20 protein-coding genes are annotated in these 19005 nt (G+C 64.1%); 8 read left to right on the plus strand and 12 right to left on the minus strand.

The features are described 5' to 3' along the window. Positions 1-94: 94 nt before the first annotated feature. Positions 95-991, minus strand: coding sequence for an arginase family protein (locus FMM02_RS06595; protein ID WP_147494104.1), 897 nt, complete (start codon positions 989-991; stop codon positions 95-97). A gap of 40 nt (positions 992-1031) precedes the next feature. Between FMM02_RS06595 and hutI the strand changes: the two genes are divergently transcribed. Next, the gene (gene hutI / locus FMM02_RS06600) at positions 1032-2249 is read left to right on the plus strand and encodes an imidazolonepropionase (RefSeq protein ID WP_147494105.1); all 1218 of its coding nucleotides are present in this window, start codon (positions 1032-1034) and stop codon (positions 2247-2249) included. Here hutI and FMM02_RS06605 read toward each other — a convergent pair. After that, positions 2246-2644, minus strand: a complete 399-nt coding sequence (locus tag FMM02_RS06605; protein WP_187107714.1) for a DUF2147 domain-containing protein — start codon at positions 2642-2644, stop codon at positions 2246-2248. The genes hutI and FMM02_RS06605 overlap by 4 nt on opposite strands. A 144-nt stretch (positions 2645-2788) precedes the next feature. On the opposite strand from FMM02_RS06605, the gene FMM02_RS06610 reads away from it, so the two are divergent. Then, positions 2789-3130, plus strand: coding sequence for a hypothetical protein (locus tag FMM02_RS06610; protein ID WP_147494107.1), 342 nt, complete (start codon positions 2789-2791; stop codon positions 3128-3130). Here the strand turns inward: FMM02_RS06610 and yghU are convergent, their stop codons facing one another. The 3 genes from yghU to FMM02_RS06625 all read right to left on the minus strand — a co-directional run bounded on the left by yghU (position 3131) and on the right by FMM02_RS06625 (position 5393). Further along, the gene (gene yghU / locus FMM02_RS06615) at positions 3131-4003 is read right to left on the minus strand and encodes a glutathione-dependent disulfide-bond oxidoreductase (RefSeq protein ID WP_147494108.1); all 873 of its coding nucleotides are present in this window, start codon (positions 4001-4003) and stop codon (positions 3131-3133) included. 64 nt (positions 4004-4067) lie between these two features. Then, on the minus strand, positions 4068-4436 hold the full coding sequence (gene crcB, locus FMM02_RS06620; RefSeq protein WP_147494109.1) for a fluoride efflux transporter CrcB: 369 nt from the start codon (positions 4434-4436) through the stop codon (positions 4068-4070). A 3-nt stretch (positions 4437-4439) separates the two neighbouring features. Next, positions 4440-5393 (minus strand): DUF808 domain-containing protein, encoded by a 954-nt coding sequence (locus FMM02_RS06625; protein ID WP_147494110.1) that lies wholly within the window; start codon positions 5391-5393, stop codon positions 4440-4442. A gap of 94 nt (positions 5394-5487) precedes the next feature. Between FMM02_RS06625 and serS the strand changes: the two genes are divergently transcribed. The 3 genes from serS to FMM02_RS06640 all read left to right on the plus strand — a co-directional run bounded on the left by serS (position 5488) and on the right by FMM02_RS06640 (position 8219). Continuing rightward, a complete protein-coding gene (serS, locus tag FMM02_RS06630) occupies positions 5488-6741 on the plus strand; it encodes a serine--tRNA ligase (RefSeq protein WP_222703805.1) in 1254 nt (417 codons plus the stop codon). Positions 6742-6805: 64 nt separating this feature from the next. Beyond that, on the plus strand, positions 6806-7426 hold the full coding sequence (locus tag FMM02_RS06635; protein WP_147494112.1) for an alpha/beta hydrolase: 621 nt from the start codon (positions 6806-6808) through the stop codon (positions 7424-7426). A gap of 49 nt (positions 7427-7475) precedes the next feature. Then, positions 7476-8219, plus strand: coding sequence for an alpha/beta fold hydrolase (locus FMM02_RS06640; RefSeq protein WP_147494113.1), 744 nt, complete (start codon positions 7476-7478; stop codon positions 8217-8219). 96 nt (positions 8220-8315) lie between these two features. Here the strand turns inward: FMM02_RS06640 and lepA are convergent, their stop codons facing one another. After that, complete coding sequence (gene lepA / locus FMM02_RS06645; protein WP_147494114.1) at positions 8316-10142, minus strand: translation elongation factor 4; 1827 nt, start codon at positions 10140-10142, stop codon at positions 8316-8318. A gap of 171 nt (positions 10143-10313) precedes the next feature. Here lepA and FMM02_RS06650 point away from each other — a divergent pair, with 171 nt between their 5' ends. Next, positions 10314-11096, plus strand: coding sequence for a CsgG/HfaB family protein (locus FMM02_RS06650; protein ID WP_147494115.1), 783 nt, complete (start codon positions 10314-10316; stop codon positions 11094-11096). A gap of 184 nt (positions 11097-11280) precedes the next feature. Further along, a complete protein-coding gene (locus tag FMM02_RS06655) occupies positions 11281-14097 on the plus strand; it encodes a M16 family metallopeptidase (RefSeq protein ID WP_147495004.1) in 2817 nt (938 codons plus the stop codon). Between the two features lie 48 nt (positions 14098-14145). Here FMM02_RS06655 and FMM02_RS06660 read toward each other — a convergent pair whose 3' ends face one another. From FMM02_RS06660 to FMM02_RS11370, 4 genes are all read right to left on the minus strand, one after another. Beyond that, positions 14146-14739 (minus strand): hypothetical protein, encoded by a 594-nt coding sequence (locus tag FMM02_RS06660; RefSeq protein WP_147494116.1) that lies wholly within the window; start codon positions 14737-14739, stop codon positions 14146-14148. A 119-nt stretch (positions 14740-14858) separates the two neighbouring features. Next, on the minus strand, positions 14859-15926 hold the full coding sequence (locus FMM02_RS06665; protein WP_147494117.1) for a 5-(carboxyamino)imidazole ribonucleotide synthase: 1068 nt from the start codon (positions 15924-15926) through the stop codon (positions 14859-14861). Positions 15927-15930: 4 nt separating this feature from the next. Next, entirely contained in the window at positions 15931-16413 is a 483-nt protein-coding gene (gene purE / locus FMM02_RS06670; RefSeq protein ID WP_147494118.1) for a 5-(carboxyamino)imidazole ribonucleotide mutase, read from the minus strand. Between the two features lie 186 nt (positions 16414-16599). Beyond that, entirely contained in the window at positions 16600-16752 is a 153-nt protein-coding gene (locus FMM02_RS11370) for a hypothetical protein (RefSeq protein ID WP_246104874.1), read from the minus strand. On the opposite strand from FMM02_RS11370, the gene FMM02_RS06675 reads away from it, so the two are divergent. Continuing rightward, on the plus strand, positions 16720-17139 hold the full coding sequence (locus FMM02_RS06675) for a GGDEF domain-containing protein (RefSeq protein ID WP_281288894.1): 420 nt from the start codon (positions 16720-16722) through the stop codon (positions 17137-17139). The genes FMM02_RS11370 and FMM02_RS06675 overlap by 33 nt on opposite strands. On the opposite strand, the gene gpmA is transcribed toward FMM02_RS06675, so the two are convergent. Further along, positions 17136-17822 (minus strand): 2,3-diphosphoglycerate-dependent phosphoglycerate mutase, encoded by a 687-nt coding sequence (gene gpmA / locus FMM02_RS06680; protein ID WP_147494120.1) that lies wholly within the window; start codon positions 17820-17822, stop codon positions 17136-17138. The two genes, FMM02_RS06675 and gpmA, sit on opposite strands and share 4 nt — an antisense overlap. Beyond that, complete coding sequence (locus tag FMM02_RS06685; RefSeq protein WP_147494121.1) at positions 17822-18991, minus strand: M14 family metallopeptidase; 1170 nt, start codon at positions 18989-18991, stop codon at positions 17822-17824. Before FMM02_RS06685 ends, gpmA begins: the two co-directional genes overlap by 1 nt. Positions 18992-19005: the final 14 nt, after the last annotated feature.

Here is a 19005-nt window from a genome sequence, read left to right on the forward strand (position 1 = left end):
ATTGATCTGAGTCAATCTTTTACGGCATGAATCAAGATCAACTGATCCCGATCGAGGACGACTTCCCCTGTCGCGTCAGCCAGAATCTCGCCGTTCAGGGCATTGTTGGTCGCTGTTCGAAGCCAGCGAGGCATTCGGCGACCCAGCGTGCCGCGGTGAGCGCGCTGAGGTCGCTGCTGTCCAGTGGCGGATCCCATTCCGTCAAGTCGATCAGTCTCACCCTTGGCTCCGCCGCAAGCATGCGGACCGCCGTGAAAAAGTCATCGACGGCCAGTCCTGCGGGGCGGGCGCCAGGTGCGCCGGGGAACTGGCTGCGGTCGATGACATCGATGTCGCAGTCGATCATCACTGCTCGGCAGTGAGCGACGTGCTGCAAGGCGGTTGAAATGGCGGAGGCGATCCCGCTCCGCCGCAGCTGATCCATGGTCACGACCAAATGGCCGCCGTCGACGGCGTCGCGGTGCATCTCCAAACTGTTGGCAAAAGGGGCAAGGCCGACTTGGGCGATATTGCGTCCCGGCATGCCGTCGTCCCGCAGCGCACGTACCGGGTTGCCGTTGCCAAGGCCCGCGGACGTGTCCCGCATGTCGAAATGCGCATCAAGCGTGATGAGCCCCACCTGGTCGAGCGGAAGGCCCAGCGCATGGACTCCAGCCCGTGTCACCGCATTATTGCCCCCGACCAGCAACGTCAGCGGATGCTGCATCACGCTGGCTTTGCAGGCTTCAACGATTGCCGGCGTGGCATCCTCGATGCTCAGGCCGGCGACCGGCACGTCTCCATGATCGGCGATCAGGCTGGCCAACTCGTGGCCGGTCTCGACATCGTAGCGCCCTATTCGCCGCAAGGTCGCGCGGAGCAGCGCCGGAGCGAGGTCGCAGCGGCCGGGCGTGACCGATCCCGCGTCTAGCGGCGCGCCGACGAGCCCGACCGGGGCATCGGCATGCCTGTCGACCACGAGGTCAGAAAGATTGGGCCAACCGCTACTCATTGGCTTGACCTAGCAGCTTTGCCCCGCGATTCCAGATTGCATGTGGGACCGACTGATTACCGATTGCCATGTCGCGACCATGGTCGCCCAGCCTGGCAATCCGCTTGGCATCTTTCCCAACGCGGCGATCGGGATCGACGGCGGCCGCATCGTCCGGGTCGGCAAGCGCACCGAGTTGGCCGGGTTCCGCGCCCGGGAGGTCGTCGCCTGCGGCGGCGCGTGGATCACCCCGGGGCTGGTCGATTGTCATACCCACCTGGTGTTTGGCGGAACCCGCGCCAACGAACATGCGATGCGCCGTGCTGGCGCAACCTACGAGGATATCGCCAAAGCCGGTGGCGGAATCGCATCGACCGTCGGCGCGACCCGGGCGGCATCGGCCGACCAGTTGCGCGAATCCGCTCGTCGCCGCCTCCATGCCTTGATGGAGGGCGGTGTCACTACGGTGGAGATCAAGTCCGGCTATGGGCTCGACACGGCGGCGGAAATGCGGCTCCTCAATGTTGCCAAGGCGATCGGCCGGGAGGAGCCGGTGCGGATCGTCGGCACCTTGCTGGCCGCCCATGCCCTCCCGGCCGAGGCGAAGGAAGGCGCCGCTCGCGACGCCTATGTGAAGATGATCGCCGAGGAGATGATCCCTGCGGTCGCGCGGGCCGGGCTCGCAACCAGCGTGGACGCCTTTTGCGAAACCATCGCCTTTACCGCACAGGAAGTGGAAAAGGTGTTCACCGCAGCGCGGGCCAACGGATTGCCGGTGCGCCTTCATGCCGAACAATTGTCCAACCAGAAGGGCGCGGAGCTGGCGGCGCGTTACAAGGCGCTGAGCGCCGATCATCTCGAGCATCTCGGCTCGGCCGGCGCGCGGGCGATGGCCGCCGCGGGGACAGTTGCCGTGCTGTTGCCGGGCGCTTTTTATGCACTCAATGAAAAAAAGAAGCCGCCGGTCGATATGCTGCGCGACGCGGGCGTTCCGATCGCCATCGCCACCGATTGCAATCCCGGGACCTCGCCGCTGCTCAATCCGCAGTTGGTGATGAACATGGCTTGCACGCTGTTCGGATTGACCCCGGAGGAGGCGATTGCCGGGATGACGATCAACGCAGCGCGGGCGCTCGGCCTAGCCCATGAAATCGGATCGATCGAGGCCGGCAAGGCTGCCGACCTGTGCGTCTGGCAGATCGATGAATTGAGCGAGCTTGGCTACTGGATCGGCATGCCGGGTCCAGCGCGGCGCATGTTCGCCGGGCAGGATGCCTAATTCACCCGCGACCAGTTGCCGCTCTTGCAGATGATGGCCAGCACGCAGCCCGAAACCTGCAGCCGGTTGGGCGCAAGCTGCTTGATCCGGCCACTGGCGTTCATGTTCCGGTCCGGCACGAAAACCCGCGCGCTATATGCGCCCGGGCCGGTTGGGCGGATGTCGCGAATAAGCGTCGCGCCAATGAGGTCGGTACCGCTGCCCTTTTCGGCGCGGGCCTGCTGCTTCTTGGAAGCGCGCACAACTGTCCCGCACAGCGCCGAACCGCAAGGTTTGATGTCGATCTGAAGATTGCCCTTCTGCCAGCGCCCCTCGATCGGGCTGCGGGCTTCGGCAGGCACAGCCACGGTCAGTGCAAGAGTCGTGGCGGCGAGTAGATATCTGGCCTTGGTCATGGCTGAAACACTAGCCGGACAATGTGGCGAGGATCGGTCGACAGAATGAGCGCCAGATGAACGAAGCACGATAACTGCAATACGGCTATTGATAATCATTCTCAATTAACCTTGCGGCTCCGACATTGATTGAAGGGGTGATTGATGCGTTCCCTGTTGCGTGCGGCGCCCGCCGCGCTGTTTCTCTCCGTCTCCGTTCCAGCCCTTGCGTCCCCGTCGACCGGACCGGCCGTCGATCCCGCGGCTGAGGTTGGCCCCAAGGGCGAAGATGAGGCGATCATCGCTACCGGAACGCGCACCCGCCTTCCAATCACCGCCCTTCCGCTGACCGTTGACCTCGTCAGTGGCAAGGCCTTCATTGACCAGGTCGCCGTGTCAGGGCTCGGCCTGCTCGGCTCGCTCGCGACGTGGAGCTTCTGGATTCGCAAGGCCAGGCGCAAGCCGGCACAGCCTTCTCGCGGCGCATTGGCGGGCTACCTCGCCTGATCAATCGAGATCGGCGGCGCTGTGCCGTTCGGTGATGAAATCCGGGTGCCGTTCGGTCGGCCGGCGGTTGACGCGTCGGCCGCGCTGGACCGCGGAACGGGCCGCCACCTCCTCGACCCAGCGCATCACGTGACGATATTGGTCGGTGCCCAGAAATGTCGCGGCTTCACCATAGGCTTCGCCCAGCGTGACGGCGCCATACCAGGGCCAGATGGCAATATCGGCGATGCTATAATCGTTGCCGGCGATGAACCGCCGGTCGGCAAGCAGCCGGTCGAGCACATCATACTGTCGCTTCACCTCCATCGCATAACGGTCGATCGCATATTCGATCTTCACCGGGGCATAGGCGTAGAAGTGGCCGAAACCGCCACCGAGAAAGGGGGCGGATCCCATTTGCCAGAACAGCCAGTTGAGCGCCTCGGTTCGCTCCGCCGGATCGGTGGGCAGGAACGCCCCGAACTTTTCGGCAAGGTAAAACAGGATCGAGCCGCTCTCGAATATGCGGCGCGAATCGGCAGCATCGCTCCGGTCGAGCAGCACCGGGATCTTCGAATTCGGGTTGAGTTCGACAAAGCCTGATCCGAACTGGTCACCTTCGCCGATATCGATCATCCAGGCGTCATATTCCGCGCCTTCATGACCCGAAGCCAGCAGCTCCTCCAGCATGATGCTGACCTTCACCCCGTTGGGCGTTCCAAGCGAATAGAGCTGCAGCGGATGTTTGCCGACCGGTAGCTCCCTGTCGTGCGTCGCCCCGGCGATGGGCCGGTTGATATTGGCAAATTGTCCGCCGCTTGGCCGCTCCCATTTCCATTGTTTTGGCACGACATATTCAGGAGGAAGCGATGGGATGGCGGGCGCGTCGGCCATGAACGGTTAGCTCCTTCAAAGCGGTCTGCAGGACATGGGGCCGAAGCCCATTGCCCGCAAGGCGTTAGGCCAGCCTGCTGGCGAGAAGGCCAATGGCGGCGGCGAGGAGCGACAGGACCAAGCTTGCCGCGACATAGAACAGGGCGTGGAGCGGCGAGCCCCGCTCCCACAGCGCCAACGCATCGAGGCTGAAGGCCGAAAAAGTGGTGAAGCCGCCAAGGAAGCCGACGATCAGGAAAAGGCGCAGGTTCTGACCGGCCTCCTGGACCCCGAACAGGCCCGCCAGCAGGCCGATCGCAAAACAGCCCGAGACGTTCACCGCAATCGTCCACCAAGGAAAGCCGGGGCCAAGCAGCGCTAGCCCGGCCCGACCCATCCCATGCCGCGCCATCGCGCCCAGCCCGCCGCCGACGAAGACCAGCAGCCAGTGCATCGCTCAGGCGATCGCCGGCTTGGGCTTGTGGAATTGCTTGACGACCAAGACGACCAGCCCGCCGATGATCGCGCCCGCAATCGAGGCGCCGATGGCGTTGGCGATCCACTCGACCGTCGCGCCGAACCCGCCGCCGCCGACGGCTTCCCCAATCGCATGCGCCGCGCCGTGAATGGCGTGGGGGACGGCTTCCATGATGTGGAGTTCCTCGAGGCCATGGAGCAAGATTCCACCGCCAACCCACAGCATCGCCGCCGTTCCGATCACCGACAATGCCTTCAGCAGCCGAGGCACCATCCGCACCAGGCCGGACCCTAGCGCACGGGAGGCTCCGTTCGGCTGCTCGGCAAGGTGGAGGCCGATATCGTCCAGCTTCACGATCAGCCCGACAGCGCCATAGACCGCGACTGTGATCGCGAGGCCGACTAGTGCCAGCGCCGCCGCCTGCTGGACTAAGCCCATGCCGTTCAATTCGTTGAGCGCGATGGCCATGATCTCCGCCGACAGGATGAAGTCGGTGCGGATCGCGCCGGATGTCTGCCGCTCCTCCAGTTCCTCGGGCGTATCGGCCTGAAGCAGCTCCTCGACGGCATGCTGGTCGTGGGCGATCGCCTCGAGAATCTTCTCGGTCGCCTCGAAGGCGAGATAGGCGCCGCCGGCCATCAGGATCGGAGTGATCAGGAAGGGCGCGAACGCCGATAGGGCCAGGGCTGCCGGAAGCAGGAAGAACAGCTTGTTCTTGATGCTGCCCTTGGCGATTTTCCAGATGATCGGAAGCTCGCGGTCGGGCGACAAGCCGGTGACGTAGCGCGGCGTTACGGCTGTGTCATCGATCACCACGCCCGCCGACTTGGTCCCGGCCTTCATCGTCGCCGCACCGATGTCGTCGATGCTTGTGGCGGCGAGCTTGGCAATCACGGAAACGTCGTCGAGCAAAGCAATCAAGCCGGACGGCATAGACTTCCTCCCAAAGTGGTCGCGAAGCGTTAGCCGTGGTTTCGAGGCCTTGCCAGCGCCTATGTTTTTGCCCCACTGCGCGCCCATGTTAGGAATGGATTTTATCAAGGCTAACCGGCCGACGGTCGAACGGGCGATCCGCGACAAGGGCGTTACGCTCGACCTCGATGCGTTGCTTGCGCTCGACGGCGATGCCCGGGCGCTCAAGACCGAGATCGACAATCTGCGCGCCAGCCGCAACGCGATCAGCGCCAGGTTCAAAGATGCCCGGCCAGAGGAGAAAGCCGCGCTCGGAGCGGAGGCCAAGGCTGCCGGGGCCAAGGCGTCGGAGCTGGAAGCGCAGCTCGGCGCGAAGGAGACCGAACTCAAGCAGCTGATGCTCAAGCTTCCCGGCATTCCCTGGGACGGCGCGCCGGTCGGGCCGGACGAAAGCTTCAACACGGTCATCCGTTCCGAAGGCGCGGTACCGAAGTTCGACTTCGAACCGCTCGATCATGTGGCACTGATCGAAAAGAATGAATGGGCCGACCTCAGCCGCATCGTCCAGGTGTCGGGCAGCCGCACCTACTGCCTCAAGGGGCGGTTGGCGTTGCTCGAAACCAAATTGATGGGCTGGGCGCTCGACCGCATCGCCGCGGCGGGTTTCACCCCCATCACCGTTCCGGCGATCGCCCGCGAACAGGCGTTCCTCAACCAGGGCCAGTTTCCCGGCCATGTCGAGGAAACCTATGCGCTGCCCAACGACGACGCCTTCCTCGCGGGCACCGCGGAGGTGGCGCTGACTTCGCTCCATTCGGGCGAGATCGTCGATGGGGCAAAGCTGCCGATCCTTTATGCCGGCTATTCCCCTTGCTTCCGCCGCGAAGCGGGAAGCGCGGGCAAGGACGTACGCGGCCTGCTACGCGTCCACCAGTTCCTGAAGGTAGAACAATGGGTTATGTGCGAGGCCGATGAGGAAATGTCGGCCGAATGGCATGCGACCCTGCTTCGCCTTGCCGAGGACATGCTTCAGGCGATGGAAATTCCCTACCAGGTGATCGAGACGTCGACCGGTGACATGGGGCTCGGCAAATATCGCATGAACGATATCGAAAGCTGGGTGCCGAGCCTCGACAAATATCGCGAGACGCATAGCTGCTCGACCCTGCACGATTGGCAGGCGCGGCGCGCGAACCTCCGTTACCGCGACGCCGAGGGTAAGGTACGCTTTGCCCATACGCTCAACAACACCGCGCTGGCTTCGCCCCGGATCCTCGTGCCCCTGCTGGAAAACCATCAGACCGCCGATGGGCGGGTGAGGTTGCCGGCGGCGTTGCGTGACCTGATGGGCGGGGACGAATATCTCTAGGTCCGACGAAATCCCGCCGGCTGCCTGGCGGCGATTTTACGAGGCGGCCTGGCTGCTTCCCCGCATGGCGACCGGCTTCGGCCACCTCGGCCCGCGCGGCCCGGAAACGGGGCCCAGGGCGCTGGTCATCCCCGGCTTCCTCGCCACCGACCGGACGACGATGGAGCTGCGCCGGGCGCTGGCCGAAGGCGGCTGGCACACGCATGCCTGGGCCCAGGGCTGGAACCTCGGCGCAAGAGCAGACACGGTCGAAAGGATCACCGCGCGGATTGACGAGGTCGCCGGCGGCGAATCGATCCTGCTGGTCGGCTGGAGCCTCGGCGGCGTATTTGCCCGCGAAGTCGCGCGACGCCATCCCGACAAGGTCCGGGCGGTCGCAAGCCTTGGAAGCCCCTTTTCGGGCGATCCGCATTGGAACAATGTCTGGCGGCTCTACGAATGGGTCGCGGGCCATCCGGTCGACAATCCGCCGATCCCAAGGGTAACCGACAAGCCGCCGGTGCCGACTATCGCCTTCTGGAGCCGCGCCGACGGGATCGTCGCACCGGCCGCCGCGCGGGGACTGGAGGCCGAAAGCGATCGATCTGTCGAAATGCATTGCAGTCATATGGCCTTCGGGGTCAGCCGGGCGACCGCCCGGCAGGTGGTGCGCGAAATCGACAGCTTCCTGAAATCGCTCGGATAATCGGCGCTTGATTCTTGTTCCGGTAACGAATTGATCCCATGTTGAAGAGATGAAGTGGGACCGTTACCCGCTTGCGCCCATCCCGGGCCGCCGCAGCGCCGACGACCTTGCGCCGTCGGCCTGGCATCGCTTGCGCGAAGTCGCTTGGCATTTTCCGCGCATGTTGAGCGGGCTTGGCCCGTTGGGCCCGCGCGGGCCGGAGGATGGGCCGCCGGCGCTGGTAATCCCCGGGTTCCTCGCGACCGACCGCACGACGATGGAGTTGCGTCGAGCATTGGCTCGGGCTGGCTGGCGGTCGCACCCCTGGCTTTTGGGCATCAATACCGGCGCCAAGGCGAATACTATGGAGCTGCTGGCCGACCGACTGCGCGCGCTTCATGAGGAGCATGGGCGCAAGGTACTGCTGGTCGGGTGGAGCCTGGGCGGGATGTTCGCTCGGGAAATCGCCTGCCGCGAGCCGGAACGGGTGCGCGCGGTGGTGACGCTCGGAAGCCCGTTCAGCGGCGATCTCAAGACTAACACCAATGTCCGGGAAATCTATGAATGGATCGCGGGGCATGACGTCGATGCCCCGCCGTTCGAGCATTATCGCTGCAAGCCCCAAGTGCCGACCTTGGCGCTATGGTCGCGCAAGGACGGCATCGTCGCCCCCGCGGCTGCGCGCGGCCGCGCCCATGAAGTCGACAAGGCGGTCGAAATCGACACCCGCCACATGGGGTTTGCCGTCTATCGGCCGGCGCTGAGCGCGGTGGTAAGGGAGATTACGCAGTTTCTCAATGAGCATGAGGCCTGACGCCGGGAAGGGTTGGGCCAGGCGAGCTTCGCGAACGGACGAGACCGGATTCCGGAACCGGCAATCTTCCAACGGCGCTAGCGAGCCGCCGGAACCTTAGCCTTCGTCCCCCATCCTCAGCGCGGCAATAAACGCCTCCTGCGGGATGCTGACGGAGCCATATTCCCGCATCTTCGCCTTCCCCTTTTTCTGCTTGTCGAGCAGTTTGCGCTTCCGGGTCGCGTCACCGCCGTAGCATTTGGCGGTGACGTCCTTGCGCATCGCGCTGATCGTTTCGCGGGCGATGACCTTGCCGCCGATTGCCGCCTGGATTGGAATCTTGAACAGGTGGCGGGGGATGAGGTCTTTCAGCCGCTCGCACATGCCGCGGCCGCGGGCTTCGGCCGTGCCGCGGTGGACGATCATGCTCAGCGCGTCGACCGGCTCCTCGTTGACGAGGATGCTCATCTTGACGAGGTCGCCCTCGCGGTGGCCGACCTGCGCATAGTCGAAACTGGCATAGCCCTTCGAAATGCTCTTCAGCCGGTCATAGAAGTCGAACACCACCTCGTTGAGCGGAAGCTCGTATTTGAGCTGCGCGCGGCCGCCGACATAGGTGAGTTCCTTCTGGATTCCGCGCCGGTCCTGGCACAGCTTGAGGATTCCGCCGAGATATTCGTCTGGGGTATAGATGGTCGCTTCGATCCACGGTTCTTCGATGCTCTCGATACGGTTGGGATCCGGCATGTCGGCCGGGTTGTGCAACTCGATCGTCTTGGCTTCCTCATTCTTCGAATGCGACAGGTGCATCTTGTAGACCACCGAAGGCGCGGTGGTGATGAGGTCGAGGTCATATTCCCGGGTCAGCCGCTCCTGGATGATTTCCAGGTGAAGGAGACCGAGAAAGCCGCAGCGGAAACCAAAGCCCAGCGCCGCGCTGGTTTCCATCTCGAAACTGAAAGAGGCGTCGTTGAGGCGAAGCTTGTAAAGGCTGTCGCGAAGCTTCTCGAACTCCGCCGCGTCGGTCGGGAACAGTCCGCAGAAGACCACCGGCTGGACTTCCTTGAAGCCGGGCAGCGCGGCCGCGGCGGGCCGCTTGGCGTCGGTGATGGTGTCACCGACGCGGGCCTCGCTGATTTCCTTGATCTGCGCGGTGATGAAACCGATCTCGCCCGGGCCCAGGTCGTTCAACTGTTCGATCTTCGGGGTCATGCACCCGACCCGGTCGACGAGGTGGGTGGTGCCGGCCTGCATGAACTTGATTTGCTGGCCCTTTTTCAGCACGCCTTCCATCACCCGGACCAGCACGACGACGCCGAGGTAGGGGTCGTACCAGCTGTCCACCAGCATCGCCTTCAGCGGTGCCGAGGCGTCGCCCTTGGGCGCCGGGACCTTGTCGACGATCGCCTGCAAAATCTCGTCGATGCCGATGCCCGACTTGGCCGAGGCGAGCACCGCGTCGGAGGCATCGAGGCCGATGATGTCCTCGATCTCGTGGCGGACCTTTTCGGGTTCGGCCGCGGGCAGGTCGATCTTGTTGATGACCGGGACAATCTCATGATCATATTCGATCGACTGATAGACGTTGGCGAGCGTCTGCGCCTCGACCCCCTGCGCCGCGTCGACCACCAGCAGCGCCCCTTCGCAGGCGGCGAGGCTGCGGCTCACCTCATAGGCGAAGTCGACATGGCCCGGCGTATCCATCAGGTTGAGCGTGTAGGTCTGGCCGTCCGCGGCCTTCCATTTGAGTCGCACGGTCTGCGCCTTGATGGTGATTCCGCGCTCCTGCTCGATCTCCATATTGTCCAGCATCTGGCCATGGGTCATCTCGCGGTCGGTGAGACCGCCGGTGCGCTGGATCAACCGGTCGGCAAGGGTCGACTTGCCATGGTCGATATGCGCGATGATCGAAAAATTTCGAATGAGATTCAATGGGTTGGGCACGTGATGGGGCTCGGAATAAAGGGATTGAGCGGCGGCCTAGCAGAGCGCGGGGCTTTGGGCCAGTGGCGCGCCCCGGCGTCGACGAACCGGCTCCAGCTTCCGACGGGAGCGCTCGCATCGCGCGACGCAAGCTGTTACGGGGCTGCCACGATTAATTAATGGGGGTAGCCAATGCTTCGTCTATCAATCCTGCTGCTGGCATCGGCGTCGCTCGCTGTTCCGGCCCATGCGCAGACCAGCAACACCAAGCCCAGCCAATCGCGCAACATGCAGAGCAACGCGACTCAGCAAATCCCGCAATGCGCGCGCCCGCTCGGCGTGCTGGCGATCGTCGAGCCCGAAACGCAATGGTGGCGCGAGCTCAGCCTCGGCAGCCCGGAAGCGGTGATCAAGGTGTTTGTCCAGCAGTCGCGCTGCTTCACGATCGTCAACCGCGGCCGGTCGATGCAGAGCCGGGCGATGGAACGCGCGCTGGCGGACCAAGGCGAGCTCCAGAAGGGCTCCAACCTCGGTAAGGGCCAGGTCAAGGCCGCCGATTATTTCCTTGAACCGAACATCGTCACCGCCAACCGCAATTCGGGCGGCGGCGGCGTCGGCGCCGCGGCCGGTGCGCTGGGCGGCTTGTTCGGCGGCGCCGGCCGTTTCGTCGGCGGCATCGCCGGCGGCATCAACGTCAAGAAGGGCGAGGCCAGCGTCACTCTTTCGGTGGTCGACGCCCGCACGACCGAGGAAATGGTCGTCGAAGGCTATGCCCGCAAGAAGGACATCAGCTGGGGCGCCGGTGGGGCCGGCGGCTGGTGGAGCGGGTTCGCCGCGGCCGGCGCGTCGGGATATCAGAATACCGAGATCGGCCAGGTCATCGTGCTGGCTTATCTCGATGCCTATACCAAGCTGGTCAGCCAGCTCGGCGGCCTTCCAGAAAATGCCTCGGCGGCGGCCCCGCAAGCAAGGTGAGCCGGACATGAACAGTGCGCGGCGGACTCTGTTTCCGCCGCGCCGTTCGTCGACCCTAACCCGCCGTTGGCAGAAGGCGATTGCATCGCGTCAGAGTCGCTTTAGGGTTCCCCGCTGATCATTGGGGAGCTTTTTCATGCGTTTAGTAGATCGTCGCTTATCCATTCTGCTTGCCAGCGCGTCCATGCTGGCGGCTTGCGCCACCACGCCGGCGCCCGAAGCCTCGGTTGCGCCGCTTGCGCCCGTCGAGGCCGCCGCGGTGCCGGCCGAGCCGGTGCCAGTCACCTCGCTGGTTCGCCAAGTCAGCATTCCGCACGAAAAGTTCACGCTTGAAAACGGCCTGACCGTCTTGGTCCATGAGGATCGCAAGGCGCCAGTTGTGGGTGTCAGCGTCTGGTACAATGTCGGTTCGAAGGACGAGCCGAAGGGCAAGACCGGCTTTGCCCACCTGTTCGAACATCTGATGTTCAACGGCACCGAAAACCTGCCGGGCGACTATTTCAAATATCTCCAGCAGATCGGCGCAACTGATCTCAACGGCACGACCAATTTCGACCGCACCAATTATTTCCAGACGGTTCCGACCGGCGCGCTGGAACGGGTGTTGTTCATGGAAAGCGATCGCATGGGGCACCTCCTCGGCGCGGTCTCGCAAGGCGTGCTCGATAACCAGCGCGGCGTCGTCCAGAATGAAAAGCGCCAGGGCGACAATCGTCCGGGCGGCCTGGTTTTCTATGAAGTGCTGAAGGCCCTTTTCCCCGAAGGTCACCCCTATCGCCACTCGCCAATCGGCTCGATGGCCGACCTTGATGCCGCCAGTATGGCGGACGTCCGTAACTGGTTCGTCGACAATTATGGTCCGAACAATGCGGTCCTGGTGCTGGCCGGCGACATCAGCGCCGCCCAGGCCCGGCCAATGGTCGAGAAATATTTCGGCAACATCAAGCGCGGCCCGGTCAATGAGCCGGCGCAGGCGACCGTGCCGGTGCTCGGAGCGCCCAAGTCGATGGTGATGAAGGACAATGTCGCAGCCGTTTCGGTCAGCCGCTACTGGCCGGTCCCGGGCCTGCTCGACCCGCAGCTGGTCGCCCTCGACGTCGGGGGTTCGGTGCTCGGCGGCCTCGCCAGCTCGCGGCTCGACCAGAAGCTGGTCCGCGAGGAAAAGATCGCGACCTCGGTGTCGGCAGGCCTGTTCGCTTTCCAGCGCGTCGGCGTGTTCAACGTTTCAGCGACGGTCAAGCCGGGTGTCGATCCAGCGGTGGTCGAACAGCGGCTCGACCAGTTGATGGCCGAATATATTGCCAACGGCCCGACCGAAGATGAAGTTCGCCGCGCGTCGGTAGACGAAGTCGCCGGGCGGATTCGCGGGCTGGAACAGGTCGGCGGGTTTGGCGGCAAGGCCGTCACGCTGGCGGAAGGCCAGACCTATACCGGCGACAGCGACTGGTATGCCAAGAATCTGGCGACCTATGCATCGATCACCCCGGCCGACATTCGCTCGACCATGCAGCAGTGGCTGACCAAGCCGGCCTTCTCGCTGACCCTCGAGCCGGGGCAGCGCGCGCCTTATGAGGAAGCCAAGTCGGTTGCGGCCAAGGGCGGCAAGAAAATCGATCCCAACACCAGGGCCGCTAAGCCAGGCCCGAAGCGCGAGCTTCCGCCGGTCGGCCAGCTTTCCGAGCTCGACTTCCCGGACGTCACCGTCACCCGCCTCTCGAACGGCGTGGAAATGCACTACGCCCAGCGCAGCGCGGTGCCCATTACCCAGATGGCACTGTCGTTCAACGCTGGTGAAGCAGCCGATGCCAATAGCGCGCGCGGCCTCCAGTCGATGGTCATGACCATGCTGGAAGAGGGCACCACCAGCATGAGCTCGCAGCAGCTTGCCGAAGCGCAGGAGCGACTTGGCGCCGAAATCGACACGGGCAGTTCGCTCGACCGCTCGACGGTGACCATGTCGGCGCTGTCGGCGAACCTCGGCCCGTCGCTCGGCCTGCTTGGCGATATCGTCAAGAACCCGGCGTTCGCGGCCGATGAACTGGAACGTGTCCGGACCCAGCGGCTGACTGCGATCAAACAGATCCAGAAGGACCCTAACGGCATTGCCCAGCGGATCCTGCCGTCGCTGCTGTTCGGCACCGACCACCCCTATGCGGTGCTGGCGGGCGGCGACGAAGCGGCGATTGCCCGCTTCAGCCGCGATGACCTGGCGACGTTCAAGGACCGGTGGCTGCGGCCCGACCGGATGAAGATCTTCGTCGTGTCGGATCGCCCGCTGAGCGAAATTCAGCCGCTGATTGACGCACAGTTCGGTCAGTGGGCGGCGCCAGCGGTGCCGGCCGGCGTCAAGAATTTCGGGGCAGCACCGGCCCGACCGGCGTCGCCGCGGATCGTGCTGGTTAACCGTCCGGACTCGCCCCAGTCGGTGATTGTCGGCGGGCAGCTCACCCCGGCCGATCCCCGCGACAACATCGAAGCGGTGCAGGCGGCCAACGACGTGCTCGGCGGAAACTTCCTGTCGCGCATCAACATGGACCTGCGCGAAGCCAAGGGCTGGTCCTATGGCGTTCGCGGCTCGGCCCAGCTTAGCGAAAAGGCTGTGCCCTATGTCATCTCGGCGCCGGTCCAGGCGGACCGCACCGGGGATTCGATCGTCGCCCTGAACGAACAGGTCGGCAGCTTCCTCGGCGGCAAGGGGGTCACCAGCGAGGAACTGGGCCGGACGATCGCCAACCGCGTCAGCGGGCTTCCGGGCCAGTATGAAACGTCGAGCGCGGTCTTGTCGGCGATGATGTCGAATGACCTTTATGGCCGTCCGCTCAACTATCAGGAAACGTTGGCTGCCAAGTATCGCAGCTACACTTCGTCCAGCCTCGACCAAGCTATTCGCGCCACGGTCGATCCCAAGGGCTGGGTGTGGGTCGTGGTCGGCGACGCCGCCAAGGTAAAGCCGCAGCTCGACAAGCTTGGCATGCCGGTTGAGGTGGTCCAGCCTCGATAAGGACGGAAGGATGTGCCGCGATCGCCTAGGCGATCGCGGCACTCACTTTCACTCGTGGACGTGCCGGAACGTCCCGACCCCGCAGCTCAGCGCCGGATTCCATTGGGCGTAAAGGCCGCTGGGATTATTCTCGAACAGCCAAACGTGCAGGTCGTAATGCGGCATGAAACCATGCGCTTCGTCCTGGGCCGTGTTGGGATCGTCGGCCATGTAATTATAGGCCCGGCCACGATACATCGGCGGATGATTGTTGGCCGCATCCCAAGCCGCGGCGAACACCAGCATTTCAATGCCGGCAAGTTGCAAACCGCCTTGCCCGTCGGGCACGTAGAGCAGGATCGCAGGCGGGTTTACGCCCGTGTAGGTCCCCGTTCCGTTGACCCGGCCATTGACCGGCGGTCCAAGGCCCAGAAGATCCGGTCGGACATAATGATGGCCCATCGCGCCAAGCGTGGGATGGGCTTCGCATGGCGAAGCCTGGATGTAGCCGTTGCTCGTCGCATAGGCGACATCGCGATAGGGTTCGAGTTGCCGTGCTAGTTGCTGCAGGGCCTGGTCGGGTTGGGTGCGGGGCACGTCGGCGGTGACCGCTGATCCCGTGACGCACAATATTGCCATCATGGCGTACGCTAGTTTCGACATATCGGACCTCCCTCGGTAAACGTTGGAGCTCAGTCTCAAGCGAAGTGGCGGCGTCTACGCGATAAACGCAAATTTAACAACTAAGTTGGGTTTTGAGCCTTGCACAGGGTTGGCTGGGCCTACGCTCCTCGCGTCACGCGCGTAATGTGTCCCATCTTCCGCCCCGCGCGCGCTTCGCCCTTGTTGTAGAGGTGGAACGCGGCGTTTCCTTCGCCGAGGAAATCGGCCCAGCGTTCGACATCGGTACCGATCAGATTCTCCATCTTCGCCCCGGCCGCGACCAGCGACGCATCGCCGAGCGGCAGGTCGAGGACGCAGCGAAGATGCTGTTCGAACTGCGAGGTGAAGGCGCCCTCGATCGTCCAGTGACCACTGTTGTGGACGCGCGGCGCGATTTCGTTGACCAGCGGGCCGTCGGGAGTCGCGAAAAATTCGACGGTCAGCACGCCGACATGATCGAGCGCATTGGCGATAGCGGTCGCCCAGCCAAGCGCCAGCTCGGCGTGAGCGTCGATGTCCGGTCCTGCCGGGACTGTCGAGAGGCGCAGAATGCCGCCTTCATGATGATTGCGGGCCGGCGGGAAGGCCCGCACCTCGCCGGACCGGCTGCGGGCAATGACCAAGCTAAATTCGCTATCGAAAGCGACTCGGGCCTCGGCGACCGCGGGCTGGTGGCCGATCTCGTCCCAGGCGGCCTCGGCATCGCCCGGTGCATGCACCCAGACCTGCCCCTTGCCGTCATAGCCGAGGCGGCGCGTCTTGATCAGCACCGGCGCCCCAAGCTCGGCGATTGCGGCGACGATATCCCGCGTCCCGTCGATCCCGTGCCAGCGTGCAACCTTGGCGCCGCACTGCTCGATGAACCTCTTTTCGACTGCGCGGTCCTGCGCCACCTCCAGGCTGCGGGTGCCGGGAGTGAGTTTGGCGCCAAGCACCCCCAGCGGGGCAACGGGGACATTCTCGAACTCGTAGGTTACCGCGTCGCAGGCTTCGCCTAGCGCGCGCAGGGCCTCTTCGTCGTCGAAGTCTGCGCGGGTAAAGCGGTCTGAGACTTCGGCGGCGCACGGCGCCTCATGCGGGTCGAGGATATGGCAACGGTAACCCATCCGGGCCGCGGCCTGAGCCATCATCCGGCCCAGCTGGCCGCCGCCGATAATCCCGATGGTGGCGCCGGGCGCGATGGGCATGGGCTTATTCCGGCCGGTCGGGGACGGATTCGGTCTGACGCGCCCGCCAGTCGGCAAGCCGGCCCGCAAGCGCGTCGTCCGCCGTTGCAAGCATTGCCGCGGCAAGCAGCGCGGCGTTCACCGCGCCGGCCTTGCCGATCGCCAGCGTCCCAACGGGGATCCCGGCAGGCATCTGGACGATCGACAGCAGGCTATCCATGCCCTTCAGCGCCTTGCTTTCGACCGGAACGCCAAGCACCGGCAGCTCGGTCATCGACGCGGCCATGCCGGGCAGGTGCGCTGCGCCCCCGGCACCGGCGATAATCGCCTTAAGTCCTCGGCCCTTGGCGCCTTGCGCATAGTCATAGAGCCGTTGCGGCGTGCGGTGAGCGGAGACAACCCGGGTCTCATGCGCGACGCCGAGCGCGCTGAGCGTCTCGGCGGCATGGCGCATGGTTTCCCAGTCGCTATTGCTTCCCATGATGATCCCGACCAGCGGATCGGACATTCGCAGCCCCTTTTCGGCTCGATTGAGCAGGAGCCGGAGGCTTAAAGCGGCGGAGCGGCTGGTGCAATCCGGGACAGGGGCGAAACGAAGGAATCCACATTGTCACAAAAATCAGTTATTGCGGCGTGGGTTAGCGGGGGCTGATCGATGCATGACGTATCGCTTGAACAGCGAGAAGCAGGCCAGTTACTGGAAGAAATAGCGCGGCTTCAGCACGAAGTAACGCGGCTGGAGGGTCGCGTTGCGGAACTGGATCACCTCGCCCATCGCGATGCGCTGGTCCCAATCGCAAATCGGCGCGGCATGATGCGGGAACTCGAACGCATGATCGCCAGGCATGATCGTCACGGAACGCCTGCAGCGGTATTGTTCGTCGATCTCGATGGGCTCAAGATCCTCAACGACAGTTTCGGCCATATGGGCGGCGATGCGGCCTTGGTGAATGTCGCGGAAAAGCTGGTCCAGGGGACCCGTGCCAATGATTGCGTCGCGCGTCTTGGCGGCGACGAATTTTGCGTTTTGCTGGACCATGCCGACGAGCAATGCGCGCTGGAGATCGCCGAGCGGCTGGTTGACCTGATCGCCGGCGAGGACTTCATGTTTGAAGGCCAGGCCATGCCCCTGTCGGTGGCCGTTGGGGTAACGCTGATCGAAAAGGGTGATTCGCCGGTGACTGTTCTCGCCCGCGCGGACAAGGCGATGTACCGGGTGAAGGCCGCGGCCTAGCGCTCGCTGGCGTAGTAGCGGTCGCGAACCGACAGATTGTCGTCCAACTGATAGACGATCGGTTGCCCCGTCGGGATTTCCAGCCCTACGATGTCATCGTCGGCGATGTCTGACAGATGCTTTTCAAGCGCGCGCAGAGAATTACCATGGGCGGAAACGATCACCCGCTCGCCGCGAAGGAGCGCCGGCACGATCTCCGCCTCGTAATAGGGAAGCACCCGGGCAATCGTGTCCTTCAGGCTTTCGCTGTCGGGAACGTCAATCCCGACATAGCGGCGGTCGCCGGCGAGCTGCCAGGGACTGTCGGCGTCGAGCGGCGGCGGCGGGATATCGAATGAACGGCGCCAGATCAGCACCTGCTCGGCGCCGACCTTGTCGATCATCTCCTGCTTGTTGAGCCCGGTCAGCCCGCCATAGTGGCGCTCGTTCAAGTGCCAGTCCTTGGCGACCGGTAGCCACAGCGTGCCGAGTTCATGCAGCACCAGGTGTAGCGTGCGGATCGCCCGGGTCTGCAGTGAAGTGAAGCAGCGGTCGAATTCAAAGCCCTTGGACTTGAGCATTCGCCCGGCCTCGCGGGCCTCGTCGATTCCCTGGTCGCTAAGGTCGACGTCCCACCAACCGGTGAAGCGGTTCTCAAGGTTCCACTGCGACTGGCCGTGCCGCAGTAGTACTAACGTCGGCATCAGGCGTCGACCTTGTCCGCGGCCCTGACCTTGGGCGCGCGGGCCTTCTTGAGGTCGGGCAGGATGGCGTGGAGCGAATCGAGGCAGGCGCCAGCGAGATATTTCGACCGTTCCGGGCTCCAGCCATACAGCTCGTCGGGTAGATCGAAATTATCCTTGAACGGCATCTCCAGCGTCATCGACACGCAGCCGTAACGCTCGGCCAGCTGGGTGGTCGACATCGACATGTTGGCCTCACCCGGCTTGGCCACTTCATAGCCCTTGCTACTCTGGAAGTCGGGCGAGATGCGTTCCAGCGTGTCGCTGAACAGTCGGAACAGGCGGGTCTGGCGCTCGGTGATCGAGGGGATGCCCTCGAAGCCGGCTAGGAAGTTGGCGGGGATCGCCTCGTCGCCATGGACGTCCATCGCGAACTCGGGCGGATTTTCGTCCATTGCGTTGCGGACGCACAGCACCTCGGGGCTCTTTTCCGCGGTCGGCGCATGCCATTCGCGATTGAGGTTGGTGCCCACGGCGTTGGTCCGAAGATGACCGCGGCGCGACCCGTCAGGGTTCATGTTGGGAACGACGTGGAAAGTGCAGTCGCGGCGCAGGACCCGGGCGACGGGATCGTCGGGATCGGTGAGCTTTTCCAGCGCGCCTTCCATCCACCATTCGGCCATCGTTTCGCCAGGATGCTGGCGGGCGTATAGCCAGACGGTAAGGTCGCCTTCGCCGATCGTCAGGCAATCGATGTCCTGCCCGTCGGTGGTCTTGCCGAGGCTGCGGTACTCCACGCCGGGAAGCGCGGCGACGGTCGAAACCAAGTCGTGGTGCCGTTCCATCGAATAGGGGGCGAAATAGGCGATCCAGACGCAATCAGTCTCGGGAACGAAGCGAATGGTCAGCGTGCCGTCGGCGTAGCTGGTGCCGGGAATGCGGGTCCAATCCTCGCGGTCGATCGAGGCGCAGGCCTTATAGTCGGGCCAGCCATCGGGATAGGCGGCACTCCCGCAATTGGTGATCTTCAGCGTCACTTCCCGACCGCCGCCCCCGGCAACGCGGAAGTGAAACCACTGGTGGAAGTCGCTCAAATGATCCTTGACGATCTCGAGCTCGACCGTGTCGCCATGCTGTCCAACGACGCGAATGTTGCCGGCGTCGAACGCACTGGAAATCGTAATGGTCATCGGTGCCCCTAGTG

The sequence above is a fragment of the Sphingomonas xanthus genome (genome assembly GCF_007998985.1).
In the GTDB taxonomy this organism is placed as follows: domain Bacteria; phylum Pseudomonadota; class Alphaproteobacteria; order Sphingomonadales; family Sphingomonadaceae; genus Sphingomicrobium; species Sphingomicrobium xanthum.

Excerpts from the sequence above, each read along its gene's own strand:
- FMM02_RS06595 (WP_147494104.1), bottom strand. The coding sequence starts at position 991 with ATGAGTAGCGGTTGGCCCAATCTTTCTGACCTCGTGGTCGACAGGCAT.
- hutI (WP_147494105.1), top strand. The coding sequence starts at position 1,032 with ATGTGGGACCGACTGATTACCGATTGCCATGTCGCGACCATGGTCGCC.
- FMM02_RS06605 (WP_187107714.1), bottom strand. The coding sequence starts at position 2,644 with ATGACCAAGGCCAGATATCTACTCGCCGCCACGACTCTTGCACTGACC.
- FMM02_RS06610 (WP_147494107.1), top strand. The coding sequence starts at position 2,789 with ATGCGTTCCCTGTTGCGTGCGGCGCCCGCCGCGCTGTTTCTCTCCGTC.
- yghU (WP_147494108.1), bottom strand. The coding sequence starts at position 4,003 with ATGGCCGACGCGCCCGCCATCCCATCGCTTCCTCCTGAATATGTCGTG.
- crcB (WP_147494109.1), bottom strand. The coding sequence starts at position 4,436 with ATGCACTGGCTGCTGGTCTTCGTCGGCGGCGGGCTGGGCGCGATGGCG.
- FMM02_RS06625 (WP_147494110.1), bottom strand. The coding sequence starts at position 5,393 with ATGCCGTCCGGCTTGATTGCTTTGCTCGACGACGTTTCCGTGATTGCC.
- serS (WP_222703805.1), top strand. The coding sequence starts at position 5,488 with ATGGATTTTATCAAGGCTAACCGGCCGACGGTCGAACGGGCGATCCGC.
- FMM02_RS06635 (WP_147494112.1), top strand. The coding sequence starts at position 6,806 with ATGGCGACCGGCTTCGGCCACCTCGGCCCGCGCGGCCCGGAAACGGGG.
- FMM02_RS06640 (WP_147494113.1), top strand. The coding sequence starts at position 7,476 with ATGAAGTGGGACCGTTACCCGCTTGCGCCCATCCCGGGCCGCCGCAGC.
- FMM02_RS06650 (WP_147494115.1), top strand. The coding sequence starts at position 10,314 with ATGCTTCGTCTATCAATCCTGCTGCTGGCATCGGCGTCGCTCGCTGTT.
- FMM02_RS06655 (WP_147495004.1), top strand. The coding sequence starts at position 11,281 with ATGCTGGCGGCTTGCGCCACCACGCCGGCGCCCGAAGCCTCGGTTGCG.
- FMM02_RS06660 (WP_147494116.1), bottom strand. The coding sequence starts at position 14,739 with ATGTCGAAACTAGCGTACGCCATGATGGCAATATTGTGCGTCACGGGA.
- FMM02_RS06665 (WP_147494117.1), bottom strand. The coding sequence starts at position 15,926 with ATGCCCATCGCGCCCGGCGCCACCATCGGGATTATCGGCGGCGGCCAG.
- purE (WP_147494118.1), bottom strand. The coding sequence starts at position 16,413 with ATGTCCGATCCGCTGGTCGGGATCATCATGGGAAGCAATAGCGACTGG.
- FMM02_RS06675 (WP_281288894.1), top strand. The coding sequence starts at position 16,720 with ATGCGGGAACTCGAACGCATGATCGCCAGGCATGATCGTCACGGAACG.
- FMM02_RS11370 (WP_246104874.1), bottom strand. The coding sequence starts at position 16,752 with ATGCCTGGCGATCATGCGTTCGAGTTCCCGCATCATGCCGCGCCGATT.
- gpmA (WP_147494120.1), bottom strand. The coding sequence starts at position 17,822 with ATGCCGACGTTAGTACTACTGCGGCACGGCCAGTCGCAGTGGAACCTT.
- FMM02_RS06685 (WP_147494121.1), bottom strand. The coding sequence starts at position 18,991 with ATGACCATTACGATTTCCAGTGCGTTCGACGCCGGCAACATTCGCGTC.